General features: G+C 63.4%; 15 protein-coding genes. 8 read left to right on the top strand and 7 right to left on the bottom strand.

Translation table 11 applies throughout. From position 1 onward, the window contains the following. Positions 1 to 250 precede the first annotated feature (250 nt). Complete coding sequence (locus tag C479_RS09340) at positions 251 to 886, top strand: SDR family oxidoreductase (RefSeq protein ID WP_007701408.1); 636 nt, start codon at positions 251 to 253, stop codon at positions 884 to 886. A gap of 138 nt (positions 887 to 1,024) precedes the next feature. Continuing rightward, positions 1,025 to 1,510: a cupin domain-containing protein gene (locus C479_RS09335; protein ID WP_007701407.1), complete on the top strand. Its 486-nt coding sequence runs from the start codon at positions 1,025 to 1,027 to the stop codon at positions 1,508 to 1,510. A gap of 21 nt (positions 1,511 to 1,531) precedes the next feature. Here C479_RS09335 and C479_RS09330 read toward each other — a convergent pair whose 3' ends face one another. The 6 genes from C479_RS09330 to C479_RS09305 all read right to left on the bottom strand — a co-directional run bounded on the left by C479_RS09330 (position 1,532) and on the right by C479_RS09305 (position 7,319). Further along, a complete protein-coding gene (locus C479_RS09330) occupies positions 1,532 to 2,629 on the bottom strand; it encodes an NADH:flavin oxidoreductase/NADH oxidase (RefSeq protein ID WP_007701405.1) in 1,098 nt (365 codons plus the stop codon). A gap of 147 nt (positions 2,630 to 2,776) precedes the next feature. After that, positions 2,777 to 3,112 carry a PQQ-binding-like beta-propeller repeat protein gene (locus C479_RS09325; RefSeq protein WP_049907188.1) on the bottom strand — a complete coding sequence of 112 codons (336 nt, stop codon included), beginning with the start codon at positions 3,110 to 3,112 and terminating at the stop codon, positions 2,777 to 2,779. Further along, complete coding sequence (locus C479_RS09320; protein WP_007701400.1) at positions 3,109 to 4,068, bottom strand: hypothetical protein; 960 nt, start codon at positions 4,066 to 4,068, stop codon at positions 3,109 to 3,111. The genes C479_RS09325 and C479_RS09320 overlap by 4 nt, the downstream gene beginning before the upstream one ends. A 1,786-nt stretch (positions 4,069 to 5,854) precedes the next feature. Next, positions 5,855 to 6,082, bottom strand: coding sequence for a hypothetical protein (locus C479_RS09315; protein WP_007701397.1), 228 nt, complete (start codon positions 6,080 to 6,082; stop codon positions 5,855 to 5,857). Positions 6,083 to 6,419: 337 nt separating this feature from the next. Continuing rightward, a complete protein-coding gene (locus C479_RS09310; RefSeq protein ID WP_007701395.1) occupies positions 6,420 to 6,608 on the bottom strand; it encodes a hypothetical protein in 189 nt (62 codons plus the stop codon). A gap of 60 nt (positions 6,609 to 6,668) precedes the next feature. Further along, positions 6,669 to 7,319 (bottom strand): DUF4188 domain-containing protein, encoded by a 651-nt coding sequence (locus C479_RS09305; protein ID WP_007701394.1) that lies wholly within the window; start codon positions 7,317 to 7,319, stop codon positions 6,669 to 6,671. An 83-nt stretch (positions 7,320 to 7,402) separates the two neighbouring features. On the opposite strand from C479_RS09305, the gene C479_RS09300 reads away from it, so the two are divergent. From C479_RS09300 to C479_RS09275, 6 genes are all read left to right on the top strand, one after another. Continuing rightward, on the top strand, positions 7,403 to 8,056 hold the full coding sequence (locus C479_RS09300) for a helix-turn-helix domain-containing protein (protein ID WP_007701393.1): 654 nt from the start codon (positions 7,403 to 7,405) through the stop codon (positions 8,054 to 8,056). 119 nt (positions 8,057 to 8,175) lie between these two features. After that, a complete protein-coding gene (locus C479_RS09295; protein ID WP_152415850.1) occupies positions 8,176 to 8,571 on the top strand; it encodes a hypothetical protein in 396 nt (131 codons plus the stop codon). A 145-nt stretch (positions 8,572 to 8,716) separates the two neighbouring features. Beyond that, positions 8,717 to 9,064 carry a winged helix-turn-helix domain-containing protein gene (locus tag C479_RS09290; RefSeq protein WP_049907222.1) on the top strand — a complete coding sequence of 116 codons (348 nt, stop codon included), beginning with the start codon at positions 8,717 to 8,719 and terminating at the stop codon, positions 9,062 to 9,064. Next, the gene (locus tag C479_RS09285; protein ID WP_007701383.1) at positions 9,064 to 9,495 is read left to right on the top strand and encodes a DUF7521 family protein; all 432 of its coding nucleotides are present in this window, start codon (positions 9,064 to 9,066) and stop codon (positions 9,493 to 9,495) included. Before C479_RS09290 ends, C479_RS09285 begins: the two co-directional genes overlap by 1 nt. A 906-nt stretch (positions 9,496 to 10,401) precedes the next feature. Further along, positions 10,402 to 12,567, top strand: a complete 2,166-nt coding sequence (locus C479_RS09280; RefSeq protein ID WP_007701379.1) for a GAF domain-containing protein — start codon at positions 10,402 to 10,404, stop codon at positions 12,565 to 12,567. 257 nt (positions 12,568 to 12,824) lie between these two features. Continuing rightward, positions 12,825 to 13,286, top strand: a complete 462-nt coding sequence (locus tag C479_RS09275; RefSeq protein ID WP_007701377.1) for an ArsR/SmtB family transcription factor — start codon at positions 12,825 to 12,827, stop codon at positions 13,284 to 13,286. 3 nt (positions 13,287 to 13,289) lie between these two features. Here C479_RS09275 and C479_RS09270 read toward each other — a convergent pair whose 3' ends face one another. Next, entirely contained in the window at positions 13,290 to 14,132 is an 843-nt protein-coding gene (locus tag C479_RS09270) for a DUF6159 family protein (RefSeq protein ID WP_007701375.1), read from the bottom strand. Between the last annotated feature and the right edge of the window lie 78 nt (positions 14,133 to 14,210).

The following is a 14,210-nucleotide window of genomic DNA, read 5'->3' as shown; positions in this document are numbered from 1 at the left end:
TCGCTGGGCGGTGCTTGAGTGCCCGGCCGAGGGCTTGGACGGCGATACCGTGGGGCTCCGGGAGTGCAAGCGAGCGACGCGCTGAGGGATCCGTTTGACAGGTCCCGGACAGAGAGATCACTGACTGGTGAATACGCACCGTGTCTCTCGCACGGACGCCATAGACTTGGAGCGGTGGGACGCTATTGCGTCGCCCCTGCGGCCGCCTACGGCCCCACCTTCTTCACGATTCCCACCGATATTCCAGCGTATGAACGTGCTCATCGCCGGTTCACACGGACAGGTCGGCCGACACGTGACCCGCATCCTCGCCGAGAGCGACCACGGCGTTCGGGGGATGGTTCGCACGGAGTCGCAGGCGCCAGACATCACGGACCTGGGCGCTGAGGCGGTCGTCGCGGATCTGACCGGGGACGTCTCGCACGCCGTCGAGGGAATCGACGCGATCATTTTCGCGGCGGGTTCGGGCGGCGAGGACGTGTGGGGCGTCGACCGCGACGGCGCGATCAATCTCATCGAAGCTGCCGAAGCCGAGGGCATCGAACGGTTCGTGATGCTCAGCTCGCTCAACGCCGATCGGCCCGAGAAGAGCCCGGAAGCGCTGCGGGAGTACCTCCGGGCGAAGGCCGAGGCCGACGAATACCTCCGGGAGAGCGACCTGACGCACACGATCGTCCGGCCTGGGCCGCTGACGAACGAGAGCGCCACCGGCCGAATCAGAACCGGCACCGAGCTCGACAGGGACGACGTCGAGATCCCGCGCGAGGACGTCGCCCGGACGCTGGTCGCGGCGCTCGGGGCCGAGAGCACGGACGGCGAAACGTTCGAACTCGCGGCCGGCGACGAGTCGATCGAGGAAGCGCTGCAGGCGCCCCTGGACGGCTGATCGCACGGGTCGGTGAGCGGTCCGCGAACGGCGACCGGTCTTCCGTGGTGACTCCCTGAAGGAGACGCAGCCGGACAGCGCGTCACCGGCGCCCGCCGTCGGCAACAGAGCTATTGGGATTCCGCCGATTGTGCGCCTATGGAGAAAGTCACGATCGACGAGGTCGACAATCAGGTGAACCCGTTGCAGGTACACGACGTGCGCCGCCCCGTTTCCAAAGCACTCGGAATCGAACACTTCGCGATGAACTACTTCGAACTCGAGCCGGGAGACTCGTTTTCGGGCGGCATCCACCGACACTTAGACCAGGAGGAGGTCTTCTACATCGAGAGCGGAACGGCCGCGTTCGAGGTCGGACGGGAGCGCGAAAAACACCGGGTCGAGGCCGGCGAGCTCATCAGATTCGAACCCGGCGAGTTCCAGAAGGGGTACGCCGTCGAAGACGGCGAGGGCGTGGTCGGCTGGGCACTCGGCGCGCCCAGCGCGAGCCACGACTGGGAACAGCTCGAATCGCTCGTCTACTGTGGTGACTGCGACGACGAACGGGTTCACGCCACGGAGCTCACCGATGAGGGACGGTTTCGACTCTCCTGCAACGAGTGCGGGACCGAGATGACGCTCTAGGCAACCGCGTCGGTGGCCGGGTTAGAATCCGCGCTGATACTGGACGGGGACGTCGACGGCGTCCTCGCGGCCGAGTTCGACGGCCGCGTGCAGCGGGAAGTGGGGATCCTCGAGGAATTTCCGGCCAACGACGGCGAGGTCCGCTCGGTCGTTGCGAATAATTGCGTCGGCCTGTTCGGCGGCCGTGATCCCGCCGACGGTGCCGACTTTCACGTCTGTATCGCACTCGTTTCGGATGCGTTCGGCGAATCGGAGCTGGTAGTTCGGACCGACCCAGTCGACGGTCTGATCCGGGTGAATACCGCCCGAGGAGACGTCGATGAGATCGGCGCCCAATTCGGAGAGGTCGTCCGCGAGCCGAACGGACTGCTCGATATCCCACGAGTCGCGATCGTCGACCCAGTCGGTCGCGGAGATGCGGACGAAGACGGGCCGGCCGTCGCCCATCTCGTCGCGAACGGCCTCGGTGATCTCGCGGACGATCCGGGTCCGGTTCCGGAAGCTACCGCCGTACTCGTCGTCGCGGTGGTTCGTGATCGGCGAGAGGAACTCGTGGAGGAGATAGCCGTGGGCGGCGTGGATCTCAGCGATCTCGAAGCCGGCTTCGCGAGCGCGGCGCGCTCCCGCCCGGAACGAGTCGACGACGTCGGCGATCCCGGCCGCGTCGAGCCGCGTCGTCACGGGCGGGTCCTCGTCGTACGGATACGGAACGGCGCTCGGCGCCACCGTCTCCCAGCCGCCGTCGTCGAGCTGAAGGGGCTCGCTTCCATCCCACGGTCGCGTCTTCGACGCCTTTCGGCCGGCGTGGGCGAGCTGGATACCCGGCGTCGCGCCCTGTGATTTGACGAATTCCGCGACGGGGGCGAGCGCGTCGCGGTGGGCGTCGCTCCAGATGCCGAGGTCCTCCGGCGTGATGCGGCCGCGTTCCTCGACGGCGGTGGCTTCGGTCAGCACGACGCCGGCGCCGCCGACGGCGCGGGAGCCGAGGTGGACGCGGTGCCAGTCGGTCGCGAGGCCGTCCCGTTCCTCGACGGAATACTGACACATCGGCGACAAGGTGAACCGGTTTCGAATCGTCGTCTCTCGGATCGCGAGCGGCGAAAACACGTCGTCAGTCATCACGCCGGGTAGGGGCCACGCGCCTATCGCAAACGGGGCTGGGGAGATTTTCGCCGCTTCTGGTCGGCAGCAGCGTCCGTCGGCTCGCGAGCGGTGAATGTGCTGCTGGGCCTCGGGGCTGTAGGTCTGACCGTTCGCTGGAGTATTTTATTTGCCAGCAAACCCACGGTCGTCCAGTGCACCGGTTTCGGGATCGATTGCGTACCAGTGATTGTTCCAGCTACGGCCGATGATCTCGCCGTCCCGCAGAGCGATTCCGGAGAACGTGTGACGGGTGTCCTTCTCCGGAACTTCCGACTCCCACACCTTCGTTCCTGTGGGGTCGAAACCGAGCACGTTCCGCGAATCGTACTCACCGCTCTCCGGGTTCAATTTGACGAGGATGATCTCCTCCGTCTCAAGGACGTCACCGATCGAATGACGAAGCGTGTGCGTTTCCCCTGAAATAGTGAGCACGTTATCTTCGTATGATATTTCAGTCATAGGTACTCCTCCAGGAAGACTCCAAGGTCGTCATAAGGTTCATCGAGCATTTTGAACTTGTCATCGTCGAGTCGGCTGGTAAGCCAGTACTGTTCAACACCACCCTGACGGTCTATAGCACCGTCCCTCTCTGAGACGACGGATTCCGAGTCGTCAGTAACTGGAGCGGCTGAACTGATAATAATTTGGCCAGACTCCGATCCATCAAGTGAGAGGGTCGCAATCTTGTTGTATTCCCCCCACTCTTCCTTCAAGGAGAAGGAATTCATCACGTCTTCTCGTGATTTCTTGGACTCGAAGGCTTCTTTTCTGGCCAAAAAGGAGCCAATAGGGAATCCGTCCGTAGTGATTCGGTACAATGTGTCTTCGCTTCCTGGTTCGAAGCTGATGGCGATACACGCCGGTTGATGTGGCGATTCGTCTTCTGGGTTCAAATCGAGGTACCATTCATTGGCTTCGTCGCCGGTCATGAACGCGACCGGCTCGTGGCCCTGCTGGACGATATTTCGATGATACCGATCGAGCGCATTCTCGATCACGTCCCACCCGTTGGCGTCGATCTCACGCTGGATCACGTCGGACTCGATGGTCGACTGCCAGGAGGCCCACAGCTCGTCGTCCGCCCTGATCTGTTCCAGCGCCTCGCGCCTGGACCCGTCGAGCGAGTCGTACAGCGACTCCAGCGATGAGCGTTCACGAGCCTCGCCGTCCATCGAGGCCTGCCCTTGTCCCTCGGACTTCGGGTGGCGCTGGATCGCCGCGCCTCCCATCCCCATGTCGGGAACGCCCGCGTCCGGCATGGGCGCGTCGGGCATCGGAGAATCGGGGATCGGCGCGTCCGGCATGCCCAGTGGGGTCCCGACGGTCGACGCTGCGTCGCGCTCCGCCTCGTCGTCCTGGTCGCGCTCGGTCGCGCGCTCCCGATCGGCGCGCCGCCGGCGCTTCTTCCGGCCCATCTACCCGCCCTCCGCGGGGACAGTGCGGGTTTTGGAGATCAGTGGATTCTGTGAACGCATCATACGTAGCCAGTTCAATTTAGATTACTATAATTGTTTCTGCAATGTGTTCGGAGGCAGAAACGGGCCGCCGGCGCCGACGTGAGGCGTGGTTATGGCTACTCCAGTCGAAACGGAGGGGTTTGGGTTGGGTGAGAAGTGGACTATAGCGTGAATGCAACCGTAACAGCACCGCACAGCGGGTCCCTAGGGGACAACGCCAAAAAAATTACACCACACCGACTCACTCCGCACTGCATACTCCAGTGGAAGCAGTCGAAAATAGTGGTCGATGTATCATCTAGCACTCCGTACACAGCATCAGTATCAGTTCAGGCGCCTTTTCGATCATATTCGTAACCGCTCTGGCGCTGGGATGTTGCAGAAACATCATAATCCGAAGATGACCACCATATTTCGATTTTGCTAGCTCACGAGTGTCATCTGATAGAGATCGAGGAACAATTAGAGGAACTGGAGAGGCAAGCGAGTGGTGGCAGAGAACATTGCTAAACAAATCTCGGTATCGAGGATACTGGGATAGACAGATATATCTAAATCGATTACACATTTCGCTCCAATCGAGTATAGACTATTTTCTTAGAATCTATGCCAGGAGCACAAATCGACCCGGAATTGATTAATGCGGTAGATAGACTGCTCGATGAGTATGTAGCAAAAATGAGGACATTTTGTTTCCTTTTAGGAATTCCATCCTTATTCACAATCATCTCCTTGTTCTTGCTTGCTTTTGCATATGTTATACAGGGGTCCTATTCTGTTCCAATAATCCCGTTCGTTTTTGCAGTGATGGCCCTTACAAGCACCACATTTTTTATATACTATCTCATAAGAGTGGTTCTGGTATTGATACGCATTTCACTGGATTCTATAACTACAAGTTCTGTGAAAACGGATTTCTACACTGTTGAGGAAAATTTGGAATTCGAGACAGTGTGTAGAATCAGCAAGCAAAGCTATCGAGCAGTATCAATAATTATTATTGCTTTTATATTTTGGTTGATCTGGGCATTGTCCCGTGATTTGCTCCGGAACATTTTTTCAAATATCACAAATGCGGAGGGTTTTGATCCATCAGTCCCCTTCGATAGTTTCGGATCTATTGTTGAATTAATTTTGAACTGGTATACACGCTCCTCAGTAGGCTCTGCCCTCGTTGAGCTCGAATCCGGGCAAATATTCTCCATTTTCGAGACTCTATGGATAGTTCTACTCACATATATAATGGCCAAAAACACTGTTGTGATTATTGGGAAGTTGATCAACCATGTAGAGAATCCCATCGAATCATATTATATCATAAATAAATATTTGATTAAAGAAATTCTACTTAGAGAAGATTATCGTAAGAGAGTGTACCAATTCTTGTTTTATTTTCTTCTCTCTGCGATTATTTCGACATATGTATATTCGGTGCTTATTAAAACCCTCTTATTATGAATGTGGGTGCGTCCGAATAGTGGAAATCGTGATTGCTCAACCCCAGTGATCGTGGCTTAACAACTCTGCTTTCCACTGAATGAACACATCACCAGGATCTCCGTGTTCACGAGAGACAGTAGATTGAGACCCCTAGGATGGGATCAGGTCGAAATTACAGCCATCTATACTGTACATAAAAAAACAAACGCCAGCCACATTAGAAAGGCAAAATTTACATTGTCTTGATCACGGCCAACTCAACTGCAGAACAGTACTAGGCAAGTCCCCCACTTACATGCCACCCTCACACCGATCTCTGTCCACCCCCAGACACACCGTTCATCTCGAACTCTAGCATCCCGAGCGCTGCCAGGCAGTCCACGCACATCCGCTTCTCCGAATCTCGATACCCAGCAGCGGACGGCCCGTCGTGGACAGCCCGCAGTTTGGCCCAGTCCGTCTGCTCCAGATCCTGCCCACAGCGCGGACACGGCTCGTCCGGCTCCGGCTCGTCGTAGTCGTAGCGGCCCATCTCAGTTCACCTTCAGAGTGCCGAACCTGAGAACCAGATCCTCGACGAGTTTCGAATCCCAGACGAATTCGGGGTAGTGCTTCGGCTGACGATACCACAGGTGTGCGAGAGCTTTTTGTCTCGATGGTGAATCTCTAAGCATGGCTTCTATCGGTGCCCTCGTATGAGGGAGAAGCCACGTCTCGGGTGCTGATCCCACCCGGGACATTTACACGGCGCATGTCCCCGCGCGTGCCATGGAGGACGTGGCTTCCGTTCTCGCGTTAGGTGTGGAATAATATATAGTTATGGGTGCGTGGAACGTCGGCCGGCGAAACCGATTCCGTACCGACACCGGTCAGTACCCGAACGTCACGGCGACGCCGCCGAGAGCGAAGAAGACGCCGATCACCCGGTAGAACAGTTTCCCGCCCGTCGAGAGCGACTCGCCGTCGATCGTCCCGAAGAACGACAGCGTGAGCAGTTTTCCCGGGACCAAGACGATCGCAACGCCGAACAGGATGACGAACACACCGGCCGGGTTCATGGCAGAACTAACGGCGGGGCCCTCATGAAGGATCGGTGTCGCGACGGCTCGCGGGAAGAATCACCCGCTGTCGACCGCCCCGCGTTCACCCGCCTCCCCACTCGCGTCGAGCCGATCGGCACCCGTCTCGGACGCGCCAGTCGCGGGCACCAGGTCCGTCCCCGCCACCGCGCCCAGGCCGCGCGGCGGCACGTCGCTGTAGAGCGTCTCGTACTCCTCGAAGGGGTACGTCTCGTGCCAGACGCCGACGGCCCCGTCGCCGCCCCGCTCGGCGTACGTCCGCCAGGCGTCGACGTGCCCGCGATCCGGGTCGCGGGCGTAGGACTGGAGCGCCTCGGCGGACTCCCAGTACTGGACGAACCCGATCGTCCGCGGCGGCGAGAGGAACGTCCAGCTCCCCAGGAGCGCCGACTCCGGCTCCGCTTCCAGCTCCCTGACGAGCCGCGGCGCCGCCAGCAGGACGGGCACCCAGCGGTGGAGCTTCCAGAACGAATTGATCCGCATGCCGACGATGAAGACCACGCCCTCGTCCGCCCCGTCGGCGTGAACCGGCGCGCCGTCCCTCGCGTACCCGCGCCCCGGCATCTCGTCCCGCTCACTTCCCGCCGCCTCCCCGATTCCGCCGCCATCCGAAGACTCGTCGCGTCCGTCCGCCGTCGAGCCGACGCCGGGGAACGCGCGGCGAACCCCGGCGGCGATGGATCCGAACATGGGTTTTACTGGGGACCGAAGCAAGGTACCGGTTAGTGCAACATGTTGGGGCCAGCGCATCGCGCACCCGAGGGAGGGCGCGCATGATCGCCGCGCGGTTTCGCATCGAACTGCCGCCGGAGACGTGGATCCTCGAGATCTCCGAGGGCGTCCCGGACGCCACGTTCCGCCTCCTCGCCGGCGTGCGCGCCGACGCGACAGCCGTCGAACTCGGCGAGGTTACCCACGACGATCCGGGGGCCGTCGGCGACGCGATCGAAGCGCACCCGTCGATCGTCGACTACGAGCAGCTGGCGGTCGAGGACGGGCGCGGCCTCGCCACGTACGAGACGACCGACACCGGGCTCTACGAGTTCGTCGCGGCGGCGTCGGTCCCCGTCGAGTACCCGGTGCTCGTCGAGAACGGCTGGTACGAGTTCGACTTCGTCGGCGGGCGGGAGGCGTTCGACCGATTCGGCGCGGGGCTCGACGAACTCGACCGCAGCGCCGAATTGCTGTCGCTCGTCCACGGCGACGACGGAACGGGGTTGCTCACCGATCGCCAGCGGGAAGTCCTGAACGCCGGCCTCCGCGAGGGCTACTTCGAGACCCCGCGCGAGTGCACCCTCGCGGAGCTGGCGGCGGCCCTGGACGTCGACAAGTCCACGGCGAGTCGCGTCCTGCGACGCGGCCAGTCGACGATCGTCGCGTGGTACCTCACGACCGCCGATCGCCCGTCGCGGGGAACGGACCGCTGATGTCGACGAACGAGCGACGACCGGCGACGCGGAAGCGAAGCGACGTCCCGCGCCGACCGCGTTCGCCGACCCAGCGAACGCGGGTAATCGCCTTATCACCGGCACCGCAACACGCAGGTATGTCGAACGCCCGATCACTCCGTTCGCGCCTCACGGATGAACTGACGACCGACCTCACCGTGAGCGTCGTCTCGGTCGTGCTCGCGGTCACCGCCCTGCTCGCGTCGTCCCAGGTCCCCCAGCTGCGGGCGAACGGGCTGTACCTGGCGATCACCGTCGCGGTGTTCGTCCCGTACGTCTACGACCAGGTCTGGCCGGTCACCTACGGCGGGGCCGCCGCGGCAGTGTGGACCGTCTCGGCCGCACTCGTCACGGTGGGGCTCTTCGTCGGGCTCTTGCAACTCGCACGGATCGCAGCCCCGGACGGGTACGCGGGGGCCGTCGCCTTCCTCGCGACCGTCACGATCGAGTACGCGCTCGCCGCGGCGTTTATGCGCGCCCGGCAACATGAGTGACGCACGAACCGCCCCGAAGGGATGCACTGGACACGGAGCCCACAGGATGACGCTCGCCGCACCGGTCGGGCGGTCGACCCCGCGAACGCGACCACCGCTGACGACGGGCACCCGAGCCCGCCACACGGGACGGACGTGGTTCGGCGTGACTGACGAGCCGAACGCGGACGAGGTGCTCGCCCTCTTAGACGACGAGTACGCCCGGGCGATCCTCCGGGAGACGCGCACCGAGGCCAAGTCGGCGAGCGACCTCGGCGACGCCTGTGATATCTCCGTCTCGACGGTCTACCGACGCGCCGAGCGACTCGTCGAGTGCGGGCTCCTCGCCGAGCACCACGTCCCCCGACCGGACGGGAACCACTACAGCACGTACGAGGCCCGACTGGACGAGCTCACGGTCGCGCTCACCGAAGACGGGTTCGTCGTCTCGATCGATGCACAACCGACCGGCGACCTCGCCGACCGCTTCACCGACATGTGGGAGGGACTCTGATGCGTCCCCGAGTACCCGCGGCAGCGATCCCGACGGACCTGGCGCCGCTCCCGACGCCCCAATCGACCGGTCTGACCCGCGAACTGCTCACCCCGCCGGCCGCGGCTCCCATCCAGCCCCGGTCCGACTACCTCCTCGTGCTGTCGGCCTCCCTGATCGCGCTCGGACTGGCGCTGTTCATCGTCTTTCACGCGTTCCGTGGCTACCGGCGAAACGACAGCGTTCGCATGCTCTACCTCGCCACCGGTCTCTGTCTCATCACCGTCGTCCCGACGGCGCTCTCGCTCGCCGTGGACACGGTCGGGCAGCTGGTCGCCCTCGACCCGCGTGTCTACACCGTCTACCAGCCGCTCGCGAATCGGGCGAGCGAGGTTCTCGGTCTCTGCGCCCTGCTGTACTCGCTCCTCGTCACGCCCGCCGAGTCGGGGTGAGCGGCCCGCCGTCGCGCCGTTGGGCACTCGGCACTCACGTAACGCCCGCATTCAGTCGCCGATATATCGAAACCCATAGATAGTAATTCATAGCTGATGCGTTGCCATCAGTACTGTCAGTCCCCTTCCGGTCTGTATGCCAGGGATCAGCGTCCGGGCCGGGCAGGCCGAGAGCCTTCCCGTTCGTGAATCGCTCCGCGACCTGCTGTTCGCAGCGTGGTCCGAAGAGCCCACGAGGGAAGTTCTCCAGTCCAGCTCGTCCCGGGTGGCCACCGAATCGGTACCCGTGACGGGCACTGGCAAACGGAACCCACGAAGCCACCGACCGGTGGGCTGCCGGAGACCGACTCCGGACGGACGAAGGAGACGCAGGTGACGCGGTGCCAGCACAGATCGTCCCCACGGGGGAGCAGTCGCAGTCCCGACGCTGTATCCTGAGTCGCCCCTATGCGGTCCGACGCAACCGGTGATGAGTCACCGGGCTAACTCTCGCGGCGCTCGACTCCCCCGCAGCCGAACCGACGGGGCAAGCGCATATCCAATGCTGTCGCGATTATAGCGCCTGCAAATTGCCGCTACGGCCGGATGAGCGGCTCTACGGCCACTTCGCGCCCGAGACGAATGTCGATTATTTACCGGCCCCATCGTCGGACGAAACGTGATCGGCCAACAGCCCAACAGTTCCCATATACTTACACGACTCGGGTCGAAAATAGCGAGCGGGCGCCGAATTTGCCGGCAGTACAAACCGGATATTCGTCGATAGTACCAGATAATTTTGCCACATCCAAACCACGTAGTAACGGCCGATTCCGAAAGAAATGATACGTTTCTCGGCAGATTCATAACGGGCAAGTCCGCTGTACCCACTGACACCAGCCCGGCCTCGACCAGCGAGCAGAACCTATGACAGGGAACATCGGACCCGGCGACGACGCCACCTGCCCCGAGCCTGGCGAGCGGACCGACGAGGCGACCACCGACGGCGGCGAACCGCTCTCGCCGCCCGAACACGAGGCGACCGACGGGAGCGCCAGCGACGCGGCGGCCACAGCCGCGGAATCGGAGTCGTCCACGGAACTTCCCACAGAGGACGACCGCTCGAAGATCGCCCGATTACACGAGATGGCGACGGAGATCGTCGCCTGTCGCGAGGAAGCCGAGCTGTTCGACCTCGCCGTCGACACCGCCAAGGGCGTCCTCGACTTCGACACCACCGCGGTCCTCATCCACGAGGAACGCGACGACGGGGACTGGCTCGTCCAGCGCGCGGGGACCTCCGCCTTCCCGCTCGACTACGAGATGGAGTTTCGGCCAACGAAGGGGCTCGCGGGCGAGACCTTCCGGACCGGCGAGAGTTTCCACATCGACGACGCCGAACACCATCCCGTCGCCCAGCCCGCCAGCGACCGCTTCAAATCGGCCATCAGCGTCCCCATCGGCGACTCGGACGGCGTCTTCCAGGCCATCTCGACCGAGTACGCCGGATTCGACGACCGCGACGTCGAACTCGCCGAGATCCTCGCCTCCCACGTCGCCGAAACCCTGCGACGCATCCGCGTCGAAGCCCGCCTGCGCGAACGTCGCGAGATCGTCACTCGCCTCCACGAGGGCACGCTCGGCATCACCAGCGCCGACTCCGAGGAGACGCTCTTCGAGCGCGCGGTCGACACCGCCGAACGCATCCTCGACATCGACGTCTGCTACCTCGGGATCGTCGAGGACGGCGAATTCGTCCCGAAAGGCCGCCCCTCCTGGCCCATCCGCGAAGAGATCGGGCCGCTCCCGCTCGAGTATGGCCTCATGGGCGAGACCTACGAGACCGGCGAGTCCACCACGATCGAAGACGCGGCCGCCGACGACCGCACCCACACCGAGGTCGGCGACTTCCGCTCGTGCATCAGCGTCCCGGTCGGCGAGTTCGGGGTCTTCCAGGCCATCTCCACGACGCGGGACGCGTACGACGAGAGCGATCGCGAACTCGTCGAACTGCTCGCTGCGCACGTCGCCGAATCGCTCGCCCGCCTGCGCGCCGAACAGGACGTCGTCGAGGAACACGACCGCCTCTCCGCGCTGTTCGCCAACGTTCCCGATCCCGCCATCCGATTCGAGTTCGTCGACGACGAACCGGTCGTCCGCGACGTCAACGACGCCTTCGAGGCGGTCTTCGGCTACGAGCGCGCGACCGTCATGGGCGAGAGCGTCGACGACTACATCGTCCCGCCCGGCTTCGAGGACGAGGGCAACGCGCTCAACGAGGCCCTGCTGGCCGGCGAGACCGTCCAGCACGTGACCAAACGGGAGACGGCCGAGGGCCTCAGAGACGTCAGAATCGACGTCGTCCCCCTCCAGCTCGGCGAACACAGCCCCGAGGGCTTCGCCATCTACACCGACATCACCGTCCAGAAACGCCGCGAGCGCGAACTCCGCGAGCAGAACGAACGCCTCGACCGCTTCGCGAGCGTTCTCAGTCACGACCTGCGCAATCCGCTGTCCGTCGCCGCGGGCTACATCGAACAGGCACGACAGACGGGCGACCTCTCGATGCTCGACGAAGCCGAACGTGGCATCGACCGGTCGTTCGACATCGTCGACGACGTCCTCACGCTCGCCCGCGAGGGTGGCGAGGTCACGGAGACGGCGCCCGTCGACCTCTCCGCCGTCGCCAGCGACGCCTGGGCGAACGTCGATACCGGCGCGGCGACGCTCGACCTGCCCACGACGGCCACCGTCGAGGCCGACCGGAGTCGCTTCCGACAGCTCCTCGAGAACCTCTTTCGCAACTGCGTCGAACACGGCGCACCCGACGGCGACGAACAGGCGCTCACGATCACCGTCGCTGACACGCCCGACGGCTTCGCAGTGGCCGACGACGGCTGCGGTTTCGGCGACGAGGTCGACTTCGACCGGCTCTTCGAGTTCGGCTACACGACGAGCCACGACGGCACTGGCCTCGGGCTCTCGATCGTCACCGAGATCGCCGCGGGCCACGGCTGGTCGGTCACGGCCGAAGAGGGAGCGGCGGGCGGCGCGCGATTCGACATTCGGGTCGAAGAAGGCGAAGCGGAGTAACCGGCCGCCGAGATCCGACGCCTCCCTCGAACGCGAGCGCCGCCATCAACGGGGCTCGTCGTGCGGTACCCGCTCCACTCCGTCTAGCCGCGCCAGCAGTCGGAGCCGCATGGGCACCGAAGGCGAGGTCCCGAACGGACAGTGCCGTTGCTCGGTGACGTCGCCGCCGCTATCGCGATCGGAACCCGGCGATACCTTCGAACTGCTTCTACGTTATCGGTGACGTTAGGAGGGCAGCCGAAAACGCGAACGTACCGATGGGACGACTTTTCTCGAGAGAGTCTGACGCGGCGGTCGATCGCAGCGAGACACCCCGAGTCGTCTGCCTCGACGACGATCACGCCGGCGAAATTCTCGGAGCGCTCCAGTCCGAGACCGCACAGGCGGCGTTTCGTGCGGTACACCGGGAGCCGATGGCCGCGGCGGAACTCGCGACCGAACTCGACATCTCGGTCCAGACGGTCGGCTACCACATCGAGAAACTGCGCGATGCGAACCTGATCGAGCACCACGAGACGGTATACTCCGAGAAGGGCCGCGAGATGGCCGTCTATGGCCCGGCAACGGAACCGAAGCTGCTGTTTTTCGGTACCTCTGACGACCAACAAGCACTGGAGTCGGTGTTCACGGAGTACGCGTCGGCGCTCGGAATTGGGGCTGTCGTCCTCGCAGTCCGGGGCGCGCTATCGCCGCTCAAGTCCCTCCTCGACTGGCTGTAGCGCTCAGCGCCGATCGACCTCGGGACCGGACGGCGCCGCGGCCGCGGCGAACACCGATTCGTCGAACTCGCCGGGCACGGTTCCAGATCGCGCGAAGACGTACAGCGCCGTTTTCGCGATCGCACCGAGCGTGTAGCCGGCGAGCAGACCGAGACTGGCGAGCAACCCACCACCGAGGAGGGCGACGAGGAGGGCCGAATCACCGGGGACGACGACGTACAACGCAACGCCGACCACCAGGCCCGGAACGAGCAAGAGGGCGGTGACGAACCCGACGCCGAACTCCGACCCGAGCGTCTCGCCCCAGGTGTCGCGGATGAGCCGCCCGCTCTCCTGGACCATCGCGGTCGGTCCGACATCTTCGAGGACGACGACCGGAATGACGAAGTACGTCAGCGCGAGCCACCCGGTGTTGAGCAGCGCCGAGAGGATGGTGCCGACGATATCGCTCGATTCCTCGAGGAGCTGCAGCGCGAGGCCGACGAACGCGCTCAGGATCGCCCAGACCAGAAGCGCCGGGGTGTGACCGGCGGCGGCGCGAAACGCGTCGCGGACCGACGGCGTCCGGCCGGCGAACGTTTCCCGGCTCGCCCAGACGAGCGCCGCGATGCTGAACGAGACGAGGAAAATCGACCCCGCGTACGCACCCACCAGCAACGCGAGCACGAGGGCGAGCGACTCCGAGCCACCCAGCGCGACGAATCCGCCGAAGACGGTGACGATGTACGCGACGGTTGCGAGGCCGCCCAGGAGCGGATAGACGGATAACCCCGGGTTCGCGCGAAGCACTGCGAGGCTGCCACCCGCGAGTCGAAACCCGGTTCCGAGCCGGTCACGGAGACTCATCCGCTGATCACCCCCGTGAACGACTGCGTGCGGTTCGGTCTCACCACCGAGCCCGCCGCTCGAAACCGAGCTGTACTC

The organism is Halovivax asiaticus JCM 14624 (assembly GCF_000337515.1).
GTDB lineage: Archaea > Halobacteriota > Halobacteria > Halobacteriales > Natrialbaceae > Halovivax > Halovivax asiaticus.
Note: the sequence above shows the minus strand (reverse complement) of the source record. Positions and strands in the feature narration are given on the sequence as shown.